At 59.6% G+C, this 21,429-nt stretch carries 22 protein-coding genes; 20 read left to right on the forward strand and 2 right to left on the reverse strand.

What is annotated here, in order from left to right; translation table 11 throughout:
• The first annotated feature begins 70 nt into the window (after positions 1-70).
• The 3 genes from RGM3321_RS14865 (at position 71) to RGM3321_RS14875 (ending at position 2,157) form a co-directional block, all read left to right on the forward strand.
• On the forward strand, positions 71-1,081 hold the full coding sequence (locus tag RGM3321_RS14865) for a class 1 fructose-bisphosphatase (RefSeq protein ID WP_002551617.1): 1,011 nt from the start codon (positions 71-73) through the stop codon (positions 1,079-1,081).
• Positions 1,082-1,320: 239 nt separating this feature from the next.
• Positions 1,321-1,575 carry an outer membrane protein assembly factor BamE gene (bamE, locus tag RGM3321_RS14870; protein WP_244393689.1) on the forward strand — a complete coding sequence of 85 codons (255 nt, stop codon included), beginning with the start codon at positions 1,321-1,323 and terminating at the stop codon, positions 1,573-1,575.
• Positions 1,576-1,578: 3 nt separating this feature from the next.
• Positions 1,579-2,157 carry a lipocalin family protein gene (locus tag RGM3321_RS14875; RefSeq protein ID WP_244393690.1) on the forward strand — a complete coding sequence of 193 codons (579 nt, stop codon included), beginning with the start codon at positions 1,579-1,581 and terminating at the stop codon, positions 2,155-2,157.
• A gap of 180 nt (positions 2,158-2,337) precedes the next feature.
• Here RGM3321_RS14875 and RGM3321_RS14880 read toward each other — a convergent pair whose 3' ends face one another.
• Complete coding sequence (locus RGM3321_RS14880) at positions 2,338-3,702, reverse strand: formimidoylglutamate deiminase (protein ID WP_244393691.1); 1,365 nt, start codon at positions 3,700-3,702, stop codon at positions 2,338-2,340.
• Between the two features lie 202 nt (positions 3,703-3,904).
• Between RGM3321_RS14880 and hutC the strand changes: the two genes are divergently transcribed.
• The 6 genes from hutC to RGM3321_RS14910 all read left to right on the forward strand — a co-directional run bounded on the left by hutC (position 3,905) and on the right by RGM3321_RS14910 (position 8,449).
• Positions 3,905-4,615, forward strand: a complete 711-nt coding sequence (gene hutC, locus RGM3321_RS14885; RefSeq protein WP_244393800.1) for a histidine utilization repressor — start codon at positions 3,905-3,907, stop codon at positions 4,613-4,615.
• A complete protein-coding gene (locus RGM3321_RS14890; protein ID WP_244393692.1) occupies positions 4,612-5,208 on the forward strand; it encodes a HutD family protein in 597 nt (198 codons plus the stop codon). Before hutC ends, RGM3321_RS14890 begins: the two co-directional genes overlap by 4 nt.
• A gap of 51 nt (positions 5,209-5,259) precedes the next feature.
• A complete protein-coding gene (nhaA, locus tag RGM3321_RS14895) occupies positions 5,260-6,435 on the forward strand; it encodes a Na+/H+ antiporter NhaA (RefSeq protein WP_244393693.1) in 1,176 nt (391 codons plus the stop codon).
• 105 nt (positions 6,436-6,540) lie between these two features.
• On the forward strand, positions 6,541-7,074 hold the full coding sequence (locus RGM3321_RS14900) for a DUF3455 domain-containing protein (protein WP_005730965.1): 534 nt from the start codon (positions 6,541-6,543) through the stop codon (positions 7,072-7,074).
• Between the two features lie 104 nt (positions 7,075-7,178).
• Positions 7,179-7,745 carry a sigma-70 family RNA polymerase sigma factor gene (locus RGM3321_RS14905; RefSeq protein ID WP_244393694.1) on the forward strand — a complete coding sequence of 189 codons (567 nt, stop codon included), beginning with the start codon at positions 7,179-7,181 and terminating at the stop codon, positions 7,743-7,745.
• Positions 7,742-8,449, forward strand: coding sequence for an anti-sigma factor (locus RGM3321_RS14910; protein WP_244393695.1), 708 nt, complete (start codon positions 7,742-7,744; stop codon positions 8,447-8,449). Before RGM3321_RS14905 ends, RGM3321_RS14910 begins: the two co-directional genes overlap by 4 nt.
• Positions 8,450-8,462: 13 nt before the next feature.
• Here RGM3321_RS14910 and epsC read toward each other — a convergent pair whose 3' ends face one another.
• Entirely contained in the window at positions 8,463-9,416 is a 954-nt protein-coding gene (epsC, locus tag RGM3321_RS14915; protein ID WP_244393696.1) for a serine O-acetyltransferase EpsC, read from the reverse strand.
• A gap of 197 nt (positions 9,417-9,613) precedes the next feature.
• Here epsC and RGM3321_RS14920 point away from each other — a divergent pair, with 197 nt between their 5' ends.
• The 11 genes from RGM3321_RS14920 (at position 9,614) to RGM3321_RS14970 (ending at position 21,398) form a co-directional block, all read left to right on the forward strand.
• Complete coding sequence (locus RGM3321_RS14920; RefSeq protein WP_244393697.1) at positions 9,614-10,612, forward strand: D-cysteine desulfhydrase; 999 nt, start codon at positions 9,614-9,616, stop codon at positions 10,610-10,612.
• Positions 10,613-10,830: 218 nt separating this feature from the next.
• On the forward strand, positions 10,831-11,637 hold the full coding sequence (gene tcyJ, locus RGM3321_RS14925) for a cystine ABC transporter substrate-binding protein (protein WP_244393698.1): 807 nt from the start codon (positions 10,831-10,833) through the stop codon (positions 11,635-11,637).
• Entirely contained in the window at positions 11,634-12,302 is a 669-nt protein-coding gene (gene tcyL / locus RGM3321_RS14930) for a cystine ABC transporter permease (RefSeq protein ID WP_003341471.1), read from the forward strand. The genes tcyJ and tcyL overlap by 4 nt, the downstream gene beginning before the upstream one ends.
• A 3-nt stretch (positions 12,303-12,305) precedes the next feature.
• A complete protein-coding gene (tcyN, locus tag RGM3321_RS14935) occupies positions 12,306-13,049 on the forward strand; it encodes an L-cystine ABC transporter ATP-binding protein TcyN (RefSeq protein ID WP_244393699.1) in 744 nt (247 codons plus the stop codon).
• Between the two features lie 576 nt (positions 13,050-13,625).
• On the forward strand, positions 13,626-14,372 hold the full coding sequence (locus RGM3321_RS14940; protein ID WP_244393700.1) for a hypothetical protein: 747 nt from the start codon (positions 13,626-13,628) through the stop codon (positions 14,370-14,372).
• A gap of 483 nt (positions 14,373-14,855) precedes the next feature.
• The gene (locus RGM3321_RS14945) at positions 14,856-16,028 is read left to right on the forward strand and encodes an SfnB family sulfur acquisition oxidoreductase (protein WP_244393801.1); all 1,173 of its coding nucleotides are present in this window, start codon (positions 14,856-14,858) and stop codon (positions 16,026-16,028) included.
• Between the two features lie 25 nt (positions 16,029-16,053).
• Positions 16,054-17,259, forward strand: a complete 1,206-nt coding sequence (locus tag RGM3321_RS14950) for an SfnB family sulfur acquisition oxidoreductase (protein WP_244393701.1) — start codon at positions 16,054-16,056, stop codon at positions 17,257-17,259.
• Positions 17,259-18,620, forward strand: a complete 1,362-nt coding sequence (locus RGM3321_RS14955) for an LLM class flavin-dependent oxidoreductase (RefSeq protein WP_244393702.1) — start codon at positions 17,259-17,261, stop codon at positions 18,618-18,620. Before RGM3321_RS14950 ends, RGM3321_RS14955 begins: the two co-directional genes overlap by 1 nt.
• A 228-nt stretch (positions 18,621-18,848) precedes the next feature.
• Positions 18,849-19,637: a MetQ/NlpA family ABC transporter substrate-binding protein gene (locus RGM3321_RS14960; protein ID WP_004654148.1), complete on the forward strand. Its 789-nt coding sequence runs from the start codon at positions 18,849-18,851 to the stop codon at positions 19,635-19,637.
• The gene (locus RGM3321_RS14965) at positions 19,634-20,764 is read left to right on the forward strand and encodes a methionine ABC transporter ATP-binding protein (RefSeq protein WP_244393703.1); all 1,131 of its coding nucleotides are present in this window, start codon (positions 19,634-19,636) and stop codon (positions 20,762-20,764) included. Before RGM3321_RS14960 ends, RGM3321_RS14965 begins: the two co-directional genes overlap by 4 nt.
• Positions 20,754-21,398 carry a methionine ABC transporter permease gene (locus tag RGM3321_RS14970; RefSeq protein WP_244393704.1) on the forward strand — a complete coding sequence of 215 codons (645 nt, stop codon included), beginning with the start codon at positions 20,754-20,756 and terminating at the stop codon, positions 21,396-21,398. The genes RGM3321_RS14965 and RGM3321_RS14970 overlap by 11 nt, the downstream gene beginning before the upstream one ends.
• Positions 21,399-21,429 lie beyond the last annotated feature (31 nt).

Below are 21,429 nucleotides of genomic sequence, written 5' to 3' on the forward strand. Positions count from 1 at the left end.
ATAGCAGTATTACGTCGCCACTCGCGTTAAACTGCGCGGGTTTTCATACCCCCTATTTTCGGAGCTATCCATGTCCCGCGTTACACTAAGTCGTTACTTGATTGAGCAGACTCGCAGCAACAACACCCCTGCCGATCTGCGCTTCCTGATCGAAGTTGTGGCGCGCGCATGCAAGGAAATCAGCCACGCCGTCTCCAAAGGCGCGCTGGGCGGCGTACTTGGCAGCATGGGCACCGAAAACGTTCAGGGCGAAGTGCAGAAAAAGCTCGACGTGATCTCCAACGAGATCCTGCTCGAAGCCAACGAATGGGGCGGTCACCTGGCCGGCATGGCGTCCGAAGAAATGGACAACGCCTACCAGATCCCGGGCAAATACCCGAAGGGTGCCTACCTGCTGGTTTTCGACCCGCTGGACGGCTCGTCGAACATCGACATCAACGCACCGGTCGGCACCATCTTCTCGGTACTGCGCTGCCCGAACGAATACCTGAGCCAGAACGAAGCGCTGAATGAAAAGGCCTTCCTGCAGCCAGGCACCGAACAGGTCGCCGCCGGTTACGCCATCTACGGCCCGCAAACCATGCTGGTCCTGACCCTGGGTGATGGCGTGAAAGGCTTCACCCTGGACCGTGAAATGGGCAGCTTCGTGCTCACTCACGAAGACATCAAAATCCCGGAGTCCACCCAGGAATTCGCGATCAACATGTCCAACCAGCGCCACTGGGAAGCCCCGGTACAGCGCTACGTGAACGAGTTGCTGGCCGGTGCAGACGGCCCGTTGAAAAAGAACTACAACATGCGCTGGGTCGCTGCGATGGTTGCCGACGTGCACCGTATCCTGACCCGTGGCGGTCTGTTCATGTACCCGCGCGACAGCCGCGAGCCTTCCAAACCGGGCAAACTGCGTCTGATGTATGAAGCCAACCCGATGTCCTTCCTGGTCGAACAGGCTGGCGGCGCGTCCACCGACGGTCATCAGCGCATTCTCGACATTCAGCCGGAAGGCCTGCACCAGCGCGTAGCGGTGTACCTGGGTTCGAAAGAAGAAGTCGAGCGCGCTACCGCGTATCACAAAGAGTAAGAAGACTTGCTGTGCGCCAGTGGTGATTCGGCCCGTCTGAATCAGCACTGGCGACAGGCAAACGAACATTCGATGATGCGTTTGGCACAGGCCTGCGGGCCAACCATCTGATCTACGGCACAAATCCTTGCGCCGTCCGGGAACCAGATTCCCTTTTTCTCTTCTAAGCTTGCGGTACTGCGCCAGCCTGCCTCCGCTTGCACTGCGACGCGACCCCCTTCCGTTCAGGAGCTACACCCATGTCCTTGCGCACTGCCGCGTTACTCTCGTTCTGCGTATTTCTGGCTGCCTGCAGCAAGATCACCCAGGAAAACTACTCGAAAATTTCAGCTGGCATGCCCAAGGCTCAAGTCGAGTCCTTGCTCGGCAGCCCGACGGAATGTTCCGGCGCACTGGGCATGTCCAGTTGCACATGGGGCGATCAGAACACCTTCATCAGCGTGCAGTATGCGGCAGACAAGGTTGTGCTGTTTTCGGGTCAGGGTCTGAAATAACACATGATCAAGGTACTGGTACGTTTTGGAATTTGTGTCATGGCCAGCTTTCTGGCCATCGGTTTTGCCCACTCGGCTGACAACCTCGAACCAAGGACAGTCGACAGCGTCGACCTCAAGCAATATCAGGGCACCTGGTACGAGATCGCCCGCCTGCCAATGTTTTTCCAGCGCAAGTGCGCCCAGTCCGAGGCGCTTTACACGCTCAAGGACGACGGCAATATTGCGGTGACCAACCGTTGCCGCACTATCGAGGGCAAGTGGGAAGAAGCAAAGGGCACTGCCTCGCCGCAAGTACCGGGCAAGACCGACAAGCTATGGGTAGTGTTCGATAACTGGTTCTCGCGCCTGCTGCCGGGCGTTGCCAAGGGTGACTACTGGATTCTGGACGTCAGCGAAGGCTACCGGACCGCCGTAGTCGGCAACCCGGACCGCAAATACCTGTGGCTGCTGTCGCGCACACCGACCGTGTCTGCCTCGGTCAGGGAAGACATGCTCAGCAAAGCTCGACAGCAGGGCTACGACACGTCCCGCCTGATCTGGCGCGAAGATGATTCGAAGATCGGCAAGGGCGAGAAATAACCGAATCGGGATTCTGGCTAAGCCCGGTAGGAGCGAACTTGTTCGCGAAGACGGTCGTTCGAACGATAAATTTCAGAACGCTTTCCGGCCCCTTCGCGAACAAGTTCGCTCCCACAGCCTTCGGCCAGAATCAGAAGCGGACTCGTGGATAACGCCGAGTGCTCTGCGCCCTCCCTTGCATCAGCCCAGCAACGCCCTCAACACCTGCGCGAACTCACGGTTGCTTTGTTCTTCTGCAGCATGTCGCCCTTCGCGTATGACCCATCGCCCATTGACCGCCACGTCGCGGATCTGTCGATCGCTGCCGGCGAACAGCCAGCGGTTGAGGATGGCGTCGCCCGAGGCCGTGGCGATGTACGGGTCGTTGCCATCCAGCACCAGCCAGTCAGCGCGTTGCCCCACTTGCAGTGCACCAACCTGCTGCCCCAACGCCTGCGCGCCACCCGCGAGCGCGGCGTCGTACAAGGTGCGGCCGACCATCGGCTGATCATTGCGATACAGCCGGTTACGCCGCTGATCGCGTAGACGCTGGCCGTACTCCAGCCAGCGCAGCTCCTCGACCACACTGAGCGAAACGTGACTGTCCGAGCCAATTCCCCACCGGCCACCCTGAGCAATGTAGTCCACCGCCGGAAAGATACCGTCGCCCAGATTGGCCTCGGTGGTCAGGCATAACCCGGCCACCGCGCCGCTTTGCGCCATCAGTTGCACTTCATCCGCCTCGGCATGGGTCGCATGCACCAGGCACCAGCGGGTGTCCACAGGGGCATTTTCATACAGCCATTGCAGCGGACGCCGACCGCTCCAGCTCAGGCAGTCATCGACTTCCTTCTGCTGTTCCGCAATATGGATGTGCACAGGACACTGCTGGTCGCTGGCCGCAAGCACTTCACTGATCTGCGGTGGTGTCACCGCACGTAGCGAATGGAAGCACAGCCCCAACTGCTGCGCGGGCTGAGCCGCCAGAACCGGGCGTAGACGAGCCTGCAAATCCAGATAACTGTCGCTGCTGTGGATAAACCGGCGCTGCCCTTCGTTGGGTGCCTGCCCGCCAAACCCCGAGTGGCTGTAAAGCACCGGCAGCAGGGTCAGGCCGATGCCGACCGAACTTGCCGCCTGACTGATCTGCACGGCCAGTTCGGCAGGATCTGCATAGGGTTTGCCGTCCAGGTCCTGATGCACGTAATGAAATTCGGCAACCGAGGTGTAACCGCCCTTGAGCATTTCGATGTACAGCTGGCGAGCGATAACACCCAGTTGCTGCGGACTGATGCGCCCTACCAGCCGATACATGAGGTCGCGCCAGGTCCAGAAACTGTCGTTGGGGTTGCCCGCCACTTCTGCCAGCCCGGCCATTGCTCGCTGAAACGCATGGGAGTGCAGGTTCGGCATGCCAGGCAGCAACGGGCCACTGACGATTTCGGCACCCTGCCGATCCGCGTTGGCCTCGATGCGGGTCAAAACACCTTCCTGGCTGACCTCCAGACGCACATTGCTGGCCCAGCCGTTGGGGAGTAACGCGCGCTCGGCAAAGAAGGCTGACATTGACTTCACACCTCATCACTGTAATTTGTATATACATATACAGACGTTTAAGCGACCGGTAAACCTTCGGCATGCTTGCCGAGCAGCAGGTTAATGGTTAGCGTGGCGCTCTCAGGCGTCTGAATCATCGTCAAAACGCCATTTTGAAAACAAGGACTCACTCGTGTCGACTCCGCCCGCCGTTTCTTCTTTGGCAGCCCAGATGGGCGAAAGTCCCGCACCCTTGTACGCCCGCGTCAAACACATGATCGCCCTGCAGATCCAGAACGGCACCTGGCCGCCGCACCATCGCGTACCGTCGGAAAGCGAGCTGGTGACGCAACTGGGTTTCAGCCGCATGACCATAAACCGCGCCCTGCGTGAGCTGACCGCTGAAGGTTTGCTGGTGCGCATGCAGGGTGTTGGCACTTTTGTCGCAGAACCCAAAAGCCAGTCGGCGCTGTTCGAAGTGCATAACATTGCTGACGAGATCGCCGCGCGCGGTCATCGCCATACCTGCAAGGTCATAGTGCTAAAGGAAGAAGCCGCTGGCTCGGAGCGCGCCCTGGCGCTGGACATGCGCGAAGGCCAGCGGGTGTTCCATTCGCTGATCGTGCATTACGAGAACGACATTCCGGTGCAGATCGAAGACCGCTTCGTGAACGCTCAGGTCGCCCCGGACTACCTCAGGCAGGACTTCACCCTGCAGACGCCTTATGCCTATCTCTCGCAGGTTGCACCGCTCACCGAAGGCGAGCATGTGGTCGAGGCGATCCTCGCCGAAGCCGATGAATGCACGTTGTTGCAGATCGATGCCGGAGAGCCCTGCCTGCTGATTCGTCGCCGTACCTGGTCAGGCCGCCAGCCCGTCACCGCTGCGCGCCTGATCCACCCCGGCTCCCGCCATCGCCTGGAAGGACGCTTTACCAAATGAGCCAGACTCGCCTCCTGCGCGCCGTCGACTACCCGCGCATGCCGTGGAAAAACGGCGGCGGCTGCACTGAAGAAATCGCTCGCGATGCAGGCCAGGACCTCGACGGTTTCGGCTGGCGACTGTCGATTGCCGATATTGAAACCTCAGGCGGCTTCTCGGTGTTCGCCGGTTATCAGCGCATCATTACCGTCTTGCAGGGCGCAGGCATGACGCTGGACGTGGACGGCATTACCAGCCGCCCGCTGCTGCCATCGGACCCGTTCGCGTTCAGCGGCGACAGTGAAGTCAGTTGCACGCTGCTGGACGGGCCGATTCGCGACTTCAATCTGATCTATGCTCCTCACCGTTACACGGCACGCCTGCACTGGATAGATGTACGTCATCCGCAACGGCTGTTCAGTTCAGCCGGCACATTCGTGCTGTTCAGCATGGCCGAGCAGGTAGCGATCAGCGTGAACGGCCAGCAGTGGGAAATTCTCGGCAAACACGATTGCGTTCAAGTGGATAATTCTGGCGGCTTGCTGGAAGTCGAACTGCAATCACCTCGCGCCAGTCGTTGCTGCCTGATCGAACTCACCGCCACGGGCCTGTAGGCGTATTCCTGGCAGTTCATTACAAAAACAGCCTTGCACTCAAGGATGACCATGACTCAAATTTCCAACCGGGAAACGCCCAGAGGCGTTGCCGTCCTCGCCCGTTTCCTCGCCTCCGAATCAGCAGGCGGCATCATCTTGATGGCGGCGGCGCTGGCCGCCCTTATCGTCGCCAACTCCCCCCTCTCCGCCAGCTACTTCTCGATTCTGCACAGTGTCTGGCTGGGCCTGTCGGTGGAGCTGTGGATCAACGACGGGCTGATGGCCATCTTCTTTCTGATGGTCGGCCTGGAGATCAAGCGCGAAGTGCTGGCTGGCGGCCTGGCAACCTGGGGACAACGCGCCCTGCCCGGCTTTGCAGCGGCGGGCGGCATGCTAGTGCCTGCACTGATCTACATCGCGATCAACTGGGGCAACCCGCAAACCCTCAGCGGCTGGGCGATTCCGGCAGCCACTGACATCGCCTTCGCCCTCGGCGTGTTGTCGCTGCTGGGCAATCGGGTGCCGACTTCGCTGAAAGTCTTTCTGGCCGCGCTGGCGATTCTCGATGACTTGGGCGCTGTGACCATCATCGCGTTTTTCTACAGTTCAGGGCTTAACCTGCCGATGCTGGCCGCCGCATTCGTGGCTCTCGCCGTATTGATCGCGCTGAACCGCCTGAACGTCCGCCGCCTGCTGCCCTATTTGCTGCTCGGCGCGCTGCTATGGTTCTTCGTCCTGCAATCAGGCGTACACGCCACGCTGGCCGGTGTGGCGCTGGCGCTGTGCATCCCGATGGGCAAGCCCGAGGAGGAAGCACGCTCGCCGCTGCTGTTTCTTGAAGAAAAGATGCATTACTGGGTGGCGTTCGCCGTGGTGCCGATCTTCGGCTTTGCCAATGCGGGTGTATCGCTTTCCGGCATCACTCTGGCAAACCTGATCGACCCGGTGCCGCTGGGTGTCGCATTGGGCCTGTTCGTCGGCAAGCAGATCGGTGTGTTCCTTGCCGCAGTGCTGGCGATTCGTGCCGGGCTGGCGACATTGCCGGAAGGCAGCAACTGGGTGCAGTTGTACGGCGTCGCTATTCTGTGCGGCATCGGCTTTACCATGAGCCTGTTCATCGGCAACCTGGCGTTTCCTGGTTCGCAGCACCTGATCGATGAAGTAAAAGTCGGCGTGCTGATCGGCTCGGGCCTCGCGGCAATCGCCGGTATTTTGCTGCTGCGCAGCCGTTTCAGCCGGCACTGAAAAAATATTTTCAAATCACTGCATCCAGATGGGTTTCTCGCGGGTAGTACATTCAGCAGCCACTTCGAGTTGCTGAGCGCGGTTAAACCTTCTGGAGATTTCTGCATGAACGCAAAACGCTTGCTCTGCCTTGCTGGTAGCACCCTGGCTTTCACTTGCCTGTCATCCATTGCCATGGCTCAGACTGACCTGCCCGAAAGCGTCCGGGTACCGGCCGGCAACAAAGTCAGCATGACCACCACCGGGGTTGGCGAGATCACTTACGAGTGCCGCGCCAAGGCCAATATGCCCAATGAGATGGAGTGGGCATTCGTCGGTCCCAAGGCCGTGCTCAATGACAAGAGCGGCAAACAGGTCGGCACCTACTACGGCCCACCGGCCACCTGGGAAGCCAAAGACGGCTCGAAACTGACCGGCACTCAGGTTGCTGTGGCCCCGTCGAGTGCAGGCAACCTGCCATACCAACTGGTCAAAGCCAACCCGGCTGAAGGCAAGGGCGCAATGACGGGCGTGACCTACATTCAGCGCGTGGCCTTGAAAGGCGGCGTAGCCCCGGCCAAAGCCTGTGCAGAGAGCAACAAGGGCGCGAAGGAAGTGGTCAAGTATCAGGCTGATTACCTGTTCTGGACAGCAAGCTGATAGCCGTCATTCACCGGGTGACTGCGCAGCCAGTGGTCTATGCTGCTGCGCGGGGGCCTCGCGGTATTGGCGAGGCAGTCGTCTTGCATTGATGGCGGATCATCTTGTCCTTGCACGAATCTCTCTTTGATTACGAAGCGACGTTGCAGGCCTGCGCTCGCGGTGAAAAACAGGCCTTGCAGCGTCTCTATCAACAGGAAAGCGCCCGGTTGCTCGGCGTCGCTCAGCGACTGGTGCGTGACCGGGCGCTGGCTGAAGACATCGTGCATGACGCATTCCTGAAAATCTGGAGCCACGCGGCCAGCTTCGATGCTTCGCGTGGGTCGGCACGCGGCTGGGTGTTCAGCGTGACTCGGCACCTGGCGCTCAATACGCTGCGCAACACGGCACGCGAGGTGCGCGTCGAGGATGACGGAAGCGAAGATCATCATGAACAGGCGACGCTGGAAGGCTGGCAGGAAAACGGCGATGCCTTCGATTGGCGGGTCAATCCGGGGCGCATCACCTCATGCCTGGAGCAACTTGAACCGGTGCGCCGCAACTGTGTTTTTCACGCTTATGTAGACGGCTATTCGCATCAGGAAATCGCGCAGAAAATCGGCGCGCCATTAGGTACGGTCAAAGCCTGGATCAAGCGCAGCCTGACGGCTTTGCGGGAGTGCATGGGATGACCCGACCTTCAGACGACAACCTTCATGACCTGGCGGGCGAGTATGTGCTCGGCACCCTGTCGGCGCAGGAAAGGCTCGACGTACAGCGTCGCCTGCCCCACGAGCCTGATTTGCAGGCGGCCATCGATGCCTGGGAACAGCGACTGCTGCCTCTAACAGAATTGGCCGAACCGGTTACGCCATCGCCCGGCCTGTGGGATCGGATCGAGCGTAACGTGCTGGAGCTGGCAGCGCCCGCCAGAGCGCCGCACAGACAGCGGGTGCGCTGGTGGGACAATCTGTCGGTCTGGCGCGGGCTGGCGGGGGCCGGATTAGCGGCGTCGCTAGTGCTGGGCATGACGCTGCTGACACGCGCACCGGCGCAACCGTCTTATCTGGTGGTACTGGTCGGGCCGCAGGACAAGGCTCCCGGCTGGGTTGTGCAAGCCAGCAACTCGCAGGAAATCCAGCTTATTCCGCTTGGCGTATTCGAGGTTCCGAACGACAAGGCGCTGGAGTTCTGGACCAAGGGTGACGACTGGCAAGGCCCGGTCTCGCTCGGGCTGGTCAAGCCGGGTCAGAGCCTGCATGTTCCGCTGGACAAACTGCCGCCGCTGCAACCCAATCAGTTGTTTGAACTGACCCTGGAGAAATCCACCGGCTCGCCAATCGGCAAGCCCACCGGGCCGATCCAGTTCATCGGCCGGGCAGTGAAGGTGATCTGATAACGAAGCGATCTCACTTCTTGCTGCAATCATCCTGTTGCAGCAGGTTGGCCTGGGTCAGGTTGCAGTCTGCCGGTACGCTGCGCGTGAGCCAGACATTACCGCCGATGGTCGAACCCTTGCCAATGGTGATGCGCCCCAGAATGGTCGCACCCGCGTAGATCACCACGTCGTCTTCAACGATTGGATGCCGCGCATGGCCTTTCTGCAACTGGCCGTCCTCGTCCGACGGGAAGCGCTTGGCGCCCAGGGTCACGGCTTGATAGATCCGCACCCGCTCGCCGATGATCGCGGTTTCGCCAATTACCACGCCTGTTCCGTGATCGATAAAAAAGCTCGGGCCGATCTGCGCGCCCGGATGAATATCGATGCCGGTCGCCGAGTGGGCGATCTCCGAGCTGATGCGCGCCAGTAATGGCAGACCGGCGCGATACAAATGGTGCGCCAGACGATGGTGGATCACTGCCAGAATGCCGGGGTAGCACAGCAGCACTTCATCGACGCTGCGCGCGGCCGGGTCGCCGTGGTAGGCGGCCAGGACGTCGGTGTCCAGCAACAGACGAATACCCGGCAGGGCCATGGCGAAACCCTGAATCAGCTCGAGCGCTCGCGCATCGATGCTCTTCAGGTCACCGCCCTGCTGATGGGCGACGTAGCGCAGCTCAAGCCGGGCCTGGGCCAGCAGCGCATTGAGTGCCACGTCCAGCGTATGCCCCACGTAGAAATCTTCGCTTTCTTCACGCAGGTCCACCGGACCAAGCCGCATCGGGAACAACGCCCCGCTCAGCGCTTCAAGAATTTCCCCCATGGCTGCACGCGAAGGCAGTTCGCGCCCGCCGTGCTCGCCGCTTACGCGACGGTTGCGCGCTCGCCAGTCTTCACGCGCGCCGCGCAACTGGCTGACGATCCGCTGCAACTGCCAGTGGCTGGAACGGCCGTCGGCGGATGCTTCTGGAATATCGCTCACGCTTGACTCTCCTTGATGTGAAGGGTGGCGACCGACAGTGCTGGCCGCTGCTGTTGCCACTCTACGGCAAACATTCAGACGAAAAAAACAACAATTTCTGTAGGAATACGCCAGCAGTGCCGTGAGCACAGATAAGTTGCCGTGCGGGAAACGTCTGCCTATAGTCCGGTGACTCTTTACACGGCTTACCGACCACCATGATCAAAAATCAGCTTGCCCGTTTCAATCGCCTGGACTTGATCAGCGCGCCGACGGCTCTGGAAAAGCTTGAGCGCCTGTCGATCTGGGCAGATCGCGATATCTACATCAAGCGTGATGACACCACCACGCTGGCGCTGGGCGGCAACAAGGTCCGCAAACTCGAATACCTCGCCGCAGACGCGCTGGCCCAGAGTGCCGACACGCTGATCACTGCGGGCGCCATCCAGTCCAACCATGTTCGCCAGACCGCTGCTTTGGCGGCGCGTCTGGGCCTTGGCTGCGTGGCGCTTCTGGAAAACCCCATCGGCACTGAAGACCCGAGTTACCTGAAAAACGGCAATCGCCTGCTGCTGGAGCTGTTCGATGCAAAGGTCGAGCTGGTTGAAAACCTCGACAACGCCGACGAACAACTGCACGCGCTGGCTGCACGTCTGCGCTCCAGCGGCAAGAAGCCTTATCTGGTGCCCATCGGTGGCTCAAGCCCGGTCGGTGCGCTGGGTTATGTTCGCGCCGGGCTGGAACTGGCCGAACAGATCAAGCAGACCGGCATCGACTTTGCAGCGGTTGTTCTGGCCTCCGGCAGCGCGGGCACCCACAGCGGCCTGGCGTTGGCACTGGCTCACGAGTTACCGCAATTGCCGGTTATCGGCGTGACCGTGTCACGCAGTGAAGAAGCGCAATTGCCCAAAGTGCAGGGCCTGGCCGAGCGCACGGCAGAACTGCTGGATATCACCCTGCCGGAGCACTTCAAGGTTGAACTGTGGGATGAATATTTCGCTCCGCGTTACGGCGAACCGAACGCCGGTACGCTGGCAGCGATTAAGCTGGTGGCCAGCCACGAAGGGCTGTTGCTGGACCCGGTTTATACTGGCAAGGCCATGTCCGGCTTGCTGGATGGCATCGGTCGTCAGCGCTTCAACGACGGCCCGCTGATCTTTCTGCACACTGGCGGTGCTCCAGCGCTGTTTGCCTACCCGGATGCGTTTGATCAATAACTTTTCAGCCTGCGCAGCGTTTATGCCTTTTGGGAGGAAAAATAACTTTTTTTGTTATTTTTCCTCATAAGCAGATGGCTATATAGTCGCGCCCGGCAGGCAACAACTCTGACACAACACCTGACGTAACTGCCTGAAAAAAGCTGAATAATCAGCACGAAGTTGCTTGAGTCGGGTCAGAAAATGGCCAGACACTTCCATACCAACCAGGGGCTCGCATGAACATTTCCGCTATTCGTCGTACGTTTCTTTTTTCGGCAATGGGCTTGATGCTCAGTGCCGGTATTGCCGGGCAAGCCATGGCTGGCGAGCAACTGCAGAAAATCAAGGACAGCGGTACGCTCAATGTCGGCCTGGAAGGCACTTACCCACCGTTCAGCTTTGTGGATGAGAGCGGCAAGCTGACCGGCTTCGAAGTCGAGTTTTCCGAAGCGCTGGCCAAGGAACTGGGTGTCAAGGCCAAGATCCAGCCGTCGAAGTGGGATGGAATACTGGCCGCTCTGGATTCCAAGCGTCTGGACGTGGTGATCAACCAGGTCACCATCTCCGACGAGCGCAAGAAGAAGTACGACTTCTCCGAGCCCTACACCGTGTCCGGTATTCAGGCGCTGGTTCTGAAGAAGAACGAAGACAAGATCAAGACCGCCAGCGACCTGACCGGCAAGAAGGTCGGTGTGGGCCTGGGCACCAACTACGAAGAATGGCTCAAGGCGAACGTTCCGGGCGCAATCGTCAAAACCTATGAAGACGACCCGACCAAGATTCAGGACCTGAGCATAGGCCGTATCGACGCAATCCTGGTGGATCGACTGGCAGCACTGGAAATTGCCGCCAAGACCAAAAACACCAAGAGAGAACTTGCGCCTGCAGGCGACGCATTCTCCCGCCAGGAATCGGGCATTGCCCTGCGCAAAGGCGAGCCTGAATTGCTGGCGGCCATCGACAAGGCCATCGACAAGCTGCGTGCCGACGGTACGCTGAAGAAATTGTCGGAGAAGTACTTCAACGCTGACGTCACCCAATGATTGAAGAGAGCCTTCAGCTCGCGCTGGACTCCGCGCCCTTCCTGCTCAAGGGCGCGTACTACACGGTCTTCCTCAGTATTGGCGGGATGTTTTTCGGTTTGCTGCTGGGCTTCGGCCTGGCCTTGATGCGCCTCTCGCGCATCAAACCGGTGAACTGGATAGCACGCATCTACGTGTCGTTCTTTCGCGGCACGCCCTTGCTGGTGCAGCTGTTCGTGATTTATTACGGCCTGCCGGAGCTGGGTATCCAGCTCGAGCCACTGAGCGCTGCGCTGATCGGTTTTTCCCTGAACATGGCCGCCTACGCCTGCGAGATTCTGCGCGCGGCTATCAGCTCCGTGGAGCGTGGTCAGTGGGAGGCTGCCGCAAGCATCGGCATGACCCGCTGGCAGACCATGCGCCGGGCAATACTGCCGCAAGCAGCACGCACGGCCTTGCCGCCACTGGGCAACAGCTTTATTTCGCTGGTCAAGGACACCGCGCTGGCCGCCACCATTCAGGTGCCGGAGCTGTTCCGCCAGGCGCAGTTGATCACCGCTCGCACCTTTGAAATTTTCACCATGTACCTGGCCGCCGCACTGATCTACTGGATCCTTGCCACGGCGCTCTCGCACCTGCAAAACAAGCTGGAAGCCAGGGTCAACCGGCACGATCTGGAGACCTGACACATGATAGTCGTTGAAAAACTCACCAAGGCATTCAAGGGCAATCAGGTGCTCAAGGGTATTGATCTGCGTATAGAAGCCGGGGAAGTGGTGGCCATCATCGGCCCCAGCGGTTCGGGCAAGACCACCCTGCTGCGCTGCCTGAACCTGCTGGAGACGCCAGACAGCGGCAGGATCAAGGTCGGTGACATCGAGATTGATGGCACACGTTCCATGAACCAGCAACAGGGGTTGATTCTCCAGTTGCGCCAGCAGGTAGGGTTCGTGTTTCAGAACTTCAATCTGTTTCCGCATCGCACCGCGCTGGAGAATGTCATTGAAGGCCCGGTGGTGGTCAAGAAGGTCGCGCGGGAAGCCGCCGAGGCGCTGGGCAGGAAACTGCTTGCCAAGGTCGGCCTGACCGGCAAGGAAGACGCCTACCCGCGTCGTCTCTCGGGCGGCCAGCAGCAGCGCGTGGCGATTGCACGGGCGCTGGCGATGGAACCGCAAGTGATTCTGTTCGACGAGCCGACCTCGGCACTGGACCCGGAACTGGTTGGCGAGGTGCTGACCACTATTCGCGCCCTGGCCGAAGAAAACCGCACGATGGTAATTGTCACCCACGAGATGAGCTTTGCACGGGAGGTTGCCAACCGGGTGATCTTCATCGACAAGGGGGTAATTGTGGAGCAAGGCGAAGCCAAAGCACTGTTCGCCAACCCCAGGGAAGAGCGCACACGGCAGTTTCTTGAGCGCACTCGTCACTGATCATGCCGGCAGGTACCCGCAAAAAAGCAGCGTCCATCAACGGAGCTGCTTTTTTCTTACATTTCAGAAGGCGTTAATCGTTCAATATCCTTGCTCAATTCCTGCGTATTTTTCCGAAAAATCATCGAAATAATAAAATCAGCCTACGTCAGTTCTCATCCCTGATTCGTAGTCGGCCGGCCTGAGGCAGACGTATCTTGCCGAACACCCTCTTCTGAGCCGTTCCCTATCGGTTACTGCCTGTTGCCATGGGTACTTCGTGGTAGGACGGTTGTTTATCGCGAAGTAAACAGTTCCAAATAAACCGTGTAGGAAGTCTCCGGTTTTCAAGTAAAACACTAGTAAACGCTACCTGCATATTGACAAGCGCTCGCAAAGCCCATTAGCTCACACGCATCACTCAGTTAGTGAGGCACCCAAGTTTCAAGCCCCCATTTAATACCGTTTTTAATGTTTGCCATAAGTTGGATATTTAAGGTACTTATCCCACCGCTTTAACCGCATCTCTTATTACTTCAACATGACAACCCATGACGAATCTTTACTTGAACTATTGATTATCAGGAGCACCCGTACATGAGCCAAATTATTTGCAAACCGAACCCTATGGGCCTGTCAGCCCCGTCCATACCGCTGGCCAGTCGACATGGAATAGGCGTGAGAGGAGCCTCTCAACTGCTTGTTCATGTGGCCCCCTACGACAGCATGGACGAAGGCGACCTGATCGAACTGTTCTGGGACGGCTGTTACGTTGCGTCAAAAATATTGAAGGCCTCCGACGTCGGCAAACCTATTGTCCTACGTGTGCCGGAAAGCTTTCTACAGAACGGCAAGGCAAAAACTTACTACCGGGTCATGAAAATAGGCGGAGTTCCTGTGACCTCGCCCAGCCGCAAGCTGTGGGTGAAGCTGAACGCACCAGGCGGGCAATTGGTCAGCACCAATACGGAAGAAAACCAGGGGCTGGCACCGCTGTATGTCGTGCCGTCGGTGATACGCCGAGGACTGTCGCGCAGACACCTGGAAGGAGGTTTGCCCATGACTATCGAGCCGTACCTGAACATGGCTGTTCACGACGAGATCACCGTGCGCTGGGGCGATCTGCGTATGGACCTGCCGCCGCTTGTTGCCGAAGACGTCGGTGAGCCTGTCGACCTGGTCGTGCCGCCCTCGCTGATACTGGAAGGCGGAGAAGAACAACAACTGGAAGTGACTTACTGCGTTATTGATCGGGTGGGTAACAACTCGCTCTGGGCTCCGCCACGGGTAATAAGGGTTCAGCCACTGGGCCATTCAACTGATTATATACGGCAAATCGAATAATCGACGCTTCTTGAAAAACACCCATAAAATGGCCACCACGATGCTGGCAATTACCAACAAGGCAACGTGTTGGCAACTTATGTCCACTACTTGTTCTAAACCTCTGCCAAGCGTGCAAGAAAGTGTGAAAACGTTCAGGCGTCAGCGGTCTTCATCGGAGGGCATCAGTTGAGGCGCTGAGCGGACGCAGACGACCGACAATTACTGTCTATGCTTATTCCAAAAAGCACGTTTTAAAAATTTTTATACACGCTTAGGGTATATATACCGGACCACCGGACATCGTGATGTTTTCCAGCCGCACTTGATGCGGTCTACTGCTACGAGGTTCCGATGGTCCCTTTCACAACTACCCCTGTGGATAAACCCAGGGCTGTACCGACTGATGGTGAGCGACGCGAGTCTGATCCGGCGGCGGTAGCGGTCCACCACGTCGAGGCTTCACAAGAGCCTGACGTTGCTCCCCGTCTGCTCGCGGCCAAGGTGTTGCAAAACGATGCCGAGGCCATTGCAGCCGCCCATGAACTGGCCGCTGCCGCACAGATCAATGCCGCCAATCGCGACCGGCAACGCGCCTTGCCGTGGGCTGAAATCGAACAATTCACCCGTAGCGGACTGGGCAGCATATCCATCCCGCGCGCGTACGGCGGTCCGCAAGTATCGTTCGTCACGGTGGCCGAGGTGTTCAGGATCATTTCTGCTGCCGACCCCGCATTGGGACAAATTCCGCAAAACCAGTTTGGCATCCTGCACCTGCTGCAGGGCAGCGCCACCGAACAGCAGAAAAAAATACTGTTTCAGAGCGTGCTGGACGGCTGGCGCATCGGCAACGCCGGGCCGGAACGCGGCACCAAAAACACGCTGGAACTCAAGGCACGAATAACCGCTGACGGCGACCGCCTGACCATCACCGGGCAGAAGTTTTACTCCACCGGCGCATTGTTTGCGCATTGGGTCGCGGTCAAGGCGCTGGATGATCAGGGGCGGCAGATCATGGCCTTCGTCAAACGTGGCACACCGGGGCTGCGTATCGTCGATGACTGGTCGGGCTTTGGCCAGCGCACCACTGCGAGCGGCACAGTGCTGCTCGACAACGTTGCGGTCGACGCCGAGCAGGTGGTCGACAACTGGCGTCTGGCCCTGACGCCCAATATTCAGGGTGCGGTATCACAGTTGATTCAGGCTGCAATAGACGCGGGCATCGCTCGCGGTGCAATTGATGATGTGATTGCGTTCGTTCGCGAGAAATCCCGTCCCTGGATCGACGCCAACGTCGAGCGCGCCAGCGACGACCTCTACGTGATTGCCGACATCGGCAAGCTGAAACTTGAGCTGCACGCTGCGGAAGCGCTACTGCGCAAAGCGGGTCAGGAACTCGACGAAATCAACGCTGTGCCCATTGATGAACACTCGGCAGCCCGCGCCTCCATCGCCGTAGCGCGTGCCAAGGTACTGACCACCGAAATTTCGTTGCTGGCCAGCGAAAAGCTCTTCGAACTGGCGGGCAGCCGCGCGACCCTGGCCGAGTTCAATCTCGACCGCCACTGGCGTAACGCACGCGTCCATACCCTGCACGATCCGGTGCGCTGGAAATACCACGCAGTCGGCACCTGGCATTTGAACGGCACCCTGCCTGCTCGCCATTCCTGGATCTGAACCAGACCACTGGAGAACACCTTTCATGAGTTCCAACCTTCAGGCGCGCGACAACGCAGCGCTGATTACCAGTGACGTTCAGGCCCTGAAAACAGCCCGCGAACTGGCCCTGCACTTCAAGACCGACAGCGCGCTACGCGACCGCGAGCGTCGTCTGCCTCATGCCGAACTCGACTTGTTCAGCCAGTCCGGTCTGTGGGGCATCAGTGTTCCGAAAGCCTTTGGCGGCGCGGGTGTTTCAAACGTGACGCTGGCCAAGGTGATACAGCTGATTTCCGAAGCCGATGGCTCGCTGGGCCAGATTCCGCAAAACCATTTCTATGCCCTTGAAGTGCTGCGCGTGAACGGCAACCCGCAGCAACAAGCGCAGCTGTATGCCGAGGCGCTGGCTGGCGCGCGGTTCGGCAACGCACTGGCCGAACTGGGAACCAAAACGGCACATGACCGCACCACTCGCCTGACCCGTGACGGCGACGGTTATCGCATCAATGGCCGCAAGTTCTACGCGACCGGCGCGCTATATGCGCAACGTATTCCCACCTCGGTGATCGACGACGAGGGTGTACAGCAACTGGTTTTCGTCGAGCATGACAGCGAGGGCCTGACCGTCATCGACGACTGGAGCGGTTTCGGGCAACGCACCACGGGCAGCGGCTCGGTGGTGTTCGACAACGTGTACGTCCGCGCCAACGACGTCGTGCCGTTCCAGAGCGCTTTCCAGCGCCCCACCACGGTCGGGCCGCTGGCGCAGATTCTCCATGCCGCGATTGACACCGGCATCGCCCGCGCAGCCTTCGAGGACGCCCTGACCTTCGTACAGACGCGCACCCGGCCGTGGATTGATTCGGGTATCGAAAAGGCCGTGGACGACCCGCTGACGCTGCACAGCTTCGGCAGACTCGGTATTCGCCTGCACGCCGCCGAAGCACTGCTGGAAAGGGCCGGGGAGTTTCTCGACATTGCCCAGGCTGACAGCAATGCCCGCACCGTGGCCGCCGCCTCGATTGCAGTGGCCGAAGCCCGCGCCATCAGCACGGAGATTTCCCTGGCGGCTGGCAGCACGTTGTTCGAACTGGCGGGCAGTCAATCGACACTGGCTGAACACGGCCTGGACCGCCACTGGCGCAACGCGCGCGTTCATACGCTGCACGACCCGGTACGCTGGAAGTTTCACGCCATCGGCAATTACTACCTCAACGACACTAATCCTCCCCTGCGGGGGACGATCTGATGGCGCGTAAGAAGATCCTCCTCAATGCGTTCAACATGAACTGCATCGGCCATATCAATCATGGTCTGTGGACGCATCCGCGTGATACCTCAACGCAATTCAACAGCCTGGAATACTGGACAGACCTGGCGAAACTGCTGGAGCGCGGGCTGTTTGACGGTTTGTTCATCGCCGACATTGTGGGCGTGTACGACGTCTATCAGAACTCGGTGGACGTCACCCTCAAGGAGGCGATCCAGTTGCCGGTCAACGACCCACTGCTACTGGTCTCGGCGATGGCCGGGGTCACCAAAAATCTGGGCTTCGGCCTGACCGCCAACCTGACCTACGACGCGCCCTATCTGTTCGCCAGACGCATGTCGACACTCGATCACCTGAGCCGTGGCCGGGTGGGCTGGAACATCGTGACCGGGTACCTCGACAGCGCGGCGCGGGCGATGGGCCTGACCGAGCAGAACGAGCACGACCGCCGTTACGATCAGGCCGATGAATACCTGGAAGTGCTGTACAAACTCTGGGAAGGCAGTTGGGAAGACGATGCCGTCATCAATGACCGCGAGCAGCGCATCTATGCCCAGCCGGGCAAGGTGCACAAGGTAAGGCACCAAGGCGAGTTCTATCAGGTCGAGGGCTACCACCTGTGCGAGCCTTCACCGCAACGCACGCCGGTGCTGTTTCAGGCAGGCAGTTCGGAGCGCGGCCTGCAATTTGCCGGTCAGAACGCAGAATGCGTGTTCATCAGCGGCCAGAACAAGGCCGCGACCCGCGAGCAGGTCGACAAGGTGCGCGCCAGCGCAGTGAAGGCCGGGCGCAACCCGGAGGACATCAAGGTGTTCATGGGCCTTAACGTGATTGTTGCCGCCACCGAGGCGCTGGCTCGGGAGAAACACGCTGAGTACCGCCGCCATGCCAGCGCTGAAGCAGGCGTGGCGCACTTTGCGGCGTCGACCGGTATCGATTTTGCTGAATATGAACTGGACGAACCCATTCAGTACGTGAAGAGCAACGCCATTCAGTCCGCGACCAGAAACCTGAAAAACAACGACTGGACCCGCCAGAAACTGCTCGATCAGCACGCGTTGGGCGGCCGTTATATCACCTTGGTCGGCTCGCCTGAGCAGGTCGCCGATGAGCTCGAATCGTGGATTGCAGAAACCGGCCTGGATGGTTTCAACCTGACCCGCATCGTCACGCCGGAGAGTTACGAGGACTTCATCGACCTGGTGATCCCGGAGCTGCAACGCCGCGGGTCCTACAAGACCGCTTACGAAGACGGCAGCCTGCGCAAGAAGCTGTTTCCGCAAGGCACAGACCGTTTACCGCAACGGCATGCGGGGGCGGCACACCGACATATTCGATGAAGACATGCGCGCCCACGCTGAAGCGCTCAGCGTTATACACAGATTTTGTGGGAGCGGACTTGTCCGCGAAGACGGTGATTCAGACGATTTACTTTCGGAGAATATACCGGCCCTTTCGCGAACAAGTTCGCTCCCACGGCCTTCGGCCAGAATCAAAAACAGGTCTGTGTATAAGGATGAGCTCAGGGCGTGGGGACGAGACTTAGGGATTTTTAAAAGGACCGCATCATGAGCAAAACCCTCGCTGCACTGGCCCTCGGCCTGTTGACCCTGACCGCTTACGCTGACGATAAACCCTTGAAAGTCGGCACCACGGCAGCCTTCGCAATACCGCTGGAAGCCGCTGTCGAAGAGGCCGGCAAGCAGGGCCTGAAAGTCGAGCTGGTCGAATTCACCGACTGGATCGCGCCCAATGTCACCCTCGCCGCTGGCGATATCGATGTGAACTACTTTCAGCACATCCCGTTCCTGACCAATGCCAATGAAGCCGCCGGTTTCGGCCTGGTGCCCTACGCGCCGGGGATCATCAACAACGTGGGTCTGTACTCGAAAAAGTACAAAAGCTTCGATGAGCTGCCGACTGGTGCAACCGTGGCCATCGCCAATGACCCGATCAACAGTGGACGCGGCCTGCAACTGCTGGCCAAGGCCGGGCTGATCACCCTCAAGCAGGGCGTCGGCTACAAGGCGACCGAGGAAGACATCACCGCCAACCCGAAAAAGCTCAAGATCATTCAGGTTGAAGCCGTGCAGCTGGTGCGCGCCTACGATGACGCTGATCTGGTGCAGGGCTACCCTGCCTATATCCGTCTGGCCAAAACCTTTCCCGCCGACTCGGCCATCCTGTTCGATGGCCTGGACCACCCGGAATACGTCATTCAATTCGTGATCAAACCTGATCACAAGGACGACCCGCGTCTGGCTAAGTTCGTCGATATCTACCAGCACTCGCCCGTCGTCCGCGCTTCGCTGGACAAGGTCAACGGCAAGCTTTACCAGGCGGGATGGAAAGAATGACTGCGACCGCGCAACGCCAACGGCCACTCGACAATGCGGGCGCAAGCACACTGGCGCAACAGGCCGAGCTGCACCCGGAGCTGAATCGCGCGCATGTGCGCTTCATCAATCTGGGCAAGACCTATCACGGCAAGCAAGGCCCGGTGGAGGCGCTGGGCAATATCGACCTGGCGGTCCAGCGCGGCGAGATCTTCGGCATTATCGGCCGCAGCGGTGCAGGCAAATCCTCGTTGATCCGCACCATCAACCGCCTGGAACAACCGAGCAGCGGTCGCGTATTGATCGATCAGGTGGATCTCGGCGAGTTCGACGAAGACAAGCTGGTGGAGCTACGCCGACGCATCGGCATGATCTTCCAGCACTTCAACCTGATGTCGGCCAAGACTGTCTGGCAGAACGTCGAACTGCCGCTCAAGGTCGCAGGTGTGCCCAAGGAGCAACGCGCGCGCAAGGTCGCGCAGTTGCTGGAAATGGTGGGTTTGCAGGACAAGCACAAGGCGTATCCTGCGCAACTGTCCGGCGGGCAGAAACAGCGTGTCGGCATCGCCCGCGCGCTGGTACACGACCCGGCGATTCTGTTGTGCGACGAAGCCACTTCGGCACTGGACCCGGAAACCACCCAGTCGATCCTCGGCCTGCTGCGCGAGATCAACCAGCGCCTGGGCCTGACCATCGTGCTGATCACCCATGAAATGGCGGTGATCCGAGATATCTGCCACCGCGTGGTGGTGCTGGAACAGGGCCGAGTCGTCGAGCAGGGGCCGGTATGGCAGGTGTTTGGCGACCCGCAGCACGAAGTCAGCAAAACCCTGCTCGCGCCGCTGCAAACCGGGCTGCCGAAAGAGTGGGCCGAGCGCATGAGCGATCAGCCGCAACGACCCGATGCAGCCCTGCTGCTGGACGTGCATTTTACTGGCGTCAGTGACGAAGGGCCGGATCTGGCCGCGCTGTTTGCCGCGCTGGGCGGCAAGGTGCAATTGCTGCAGGGCGGCGTCGAGCGCATTCAGGAGCGGGCCATCGGCCACTTGATTCTGTCGGTGGCCGGCTCGCCACTCAGCCGGGACGAACTGCTGGCGCGCGCCCGCACACTGGCGCCACGCGCGGAGGTATTGGGTTATGTGGGTTGATCACTTGCTGCAAGGCACCCTCGACACGTTTCTGATGGTCGGTGTGTCGTCATTGATCGCGCTGCTGCTGGGCATTCCGCTGGCGGTGATTCTGGTCACCAGTTCAAAAGGCGGCATCTACGAAGCACCGGGGATCAACCGGGTGCTGGGTGGCTTCGTGAACCTGTTTCGCTCGATTCCGTTTCTGATCCTGATGGTCGCGCTGATCCCATTCACGCGGATGATCGTCGGTACCACGTATGGCGTATGGGCAGCCGTCGTGCCGCTGACCATTGCCGCCACGCCATTCTTTGCGCGGATCGCTGAAGTGAGCCTGCGCGAGGTCGATCATGGTTTGATCGAGGCCGCGCAAGCGATGGGCTGTCGGCGCTGGCATATCATCTGGCATGTGCTGCTGCCGGAAGCGCGTCCCGGTATCGTCGGCGGCTTTACGATCACGCTGGTGACCATGATCAACTCATCGGCCATGGCCGGTGCCATCGGCGCAGGCGGGCTGGGCGATATTGCCTATCGCTATGGCTATCAGCGCTTCGACACGCAGGTGATGCTGACGGTGATCGTCTTGCTGGTAGCGGTCGTAGCGCTGGTGCAACTGGGCGGGGACCGGCTGGCGCGCAGCTTCGACAGGCGCTGAGCAGCCGCAACGCAGCGAGGGTATATTGGCG

The organism is Pseudomonas sp. RGM 3321 (assembly GCF_022836805.1).
Taxonomy (GTDB): domain Bacteria; phylum Pseudomonadota; class Gammaproteobacteria; order Pseudomonadales; family Pseudomonadaceae; genus Aquipseudomonas.

Coding starts and splice junctions, on each gene's coding strand:
- bamE (WP_244393689.1), top strand. CDS start 1,321: ATGTCCTTGCGCACTGCCGCGTTACTCTCGTTCTGCGTATTTCTGGCT.
- RGM3321_RS14900 (WP_005730965.1), top strand. CDS start 6,541: ATGAACGCAAAACGCTTGCTCTGCCTTGCTGGTAGCACCCTGGCTTTC.
- tcyJ (WP_244393698.1), top strand. CDS start 10,831: ATGAACATTTCCGCTATTCGTCGTACGTTTCTTTTTTCGGCAATGGGC.
- RGM3321_RS14970 (WP_244393704.1), top strand. CDS start 20,754: ATGTGGGTTGATCACTTGCTGCAAGGCACCCTCGACACGTTTCTGATG.
- hutC (WP_244393800.1), top strand. CDS start 3,905: ATGGGCGAAAGTCCCGCACCCTTGTACGCCCGCGTCAAACACATGATC.
- tcyL (WP_003341471.1), top strand. CDS start 11,634: ATGATTGAAGAGAGCCTTCAGCTCGCGCTGGACTCCGCGCCCTTCCTG.
- RGM3321_RS14875 (WP_244393690.1), top strand. CDS start 1,579: ATGATCAAGGTACTGGTACGTTTTGGAATTTGTGTCATGGCCAGCTTT.
- RGM3321_RS14955 (WP_244393702.1), top strand. CDS start 17,259: ATGGCGCGTAAGAAGATCCTCCTCAATGCGTTCAACATGAACTGCATC.
- RGM3321_RS14880 (WP_244393691.1), bottom strand. CDS start 3,702: ATGTCAGCCTTCTTTGCCGAGCGCGCGTTACTCCCCAACGGCTGGGCC.
- RGM3321_RS14960 (WP_004654148.1), top strand. CDS start 18,849: ATGAGCAAAACCCTCGCTGCACTGGCCCTCGGCCTGTTGACCCTGACC.
- tcyN (WP_244393699.1), top strand. CDS start 12,306: ATGATAGTCGTTGAAAAACTCACCAAGGCATTCAAGGGCAATCAGGTG.
- RGM3321_RS14965 (WP_244393703.1), top strand. CDS start 19,634: ATGACTGCGACCGCGCAACGCCAACGGCCACTCGACAATGCGGGCGCA.
- RGM3321_RS14910 (WP_244393695.1), top strand. CDS start 7,742: ATGACCCGACCTTCAGACGACAACCTTCATGACCTGGCGGGCGAGTAT.
- RGM3321_RS14950 (WP_244393701.1), top strand. CDS start 16,054: ATGAGTTCCAACCTTCAGGCGCGCGACAACGCAGCGCTGATTACCAGT.
- RGM3321_RS14865 (WP_002551617.1), top strand. CDS start 71: ATGTCCCGCGTTACACTAAGTCGTTACTTGATTGAGCAGACTCGCAGC.
- RGM3321_RS14920 (WP_244393697.1), top strand. CDS start 9,614: ATGATCAAAAATCAGCTTGCCCGTTTCAATCGCCTGGACTTGATCAGC.
- RGM3321_RS14940 (WP_244393700.1), top strand. CDS start 13,626: ATGAGCCAAATTATTTGCAAACCGAACCCTATGGGCCTGTCAGCCCCG.
- RGM3321_RS14890 (WP_244393692.1), top strand. CDS start 4,612: ATGAGCCAGACTCGCCTCCTGCGCGCCGTCGACTACCCGCGCATGCCG.
- nhaA (WP_244393693.1), top strand. CDS start 5,260: ATGACTCAAATTTCCAACCGGGAAACGCCCAGAGGCGTTGCCGTCCTC.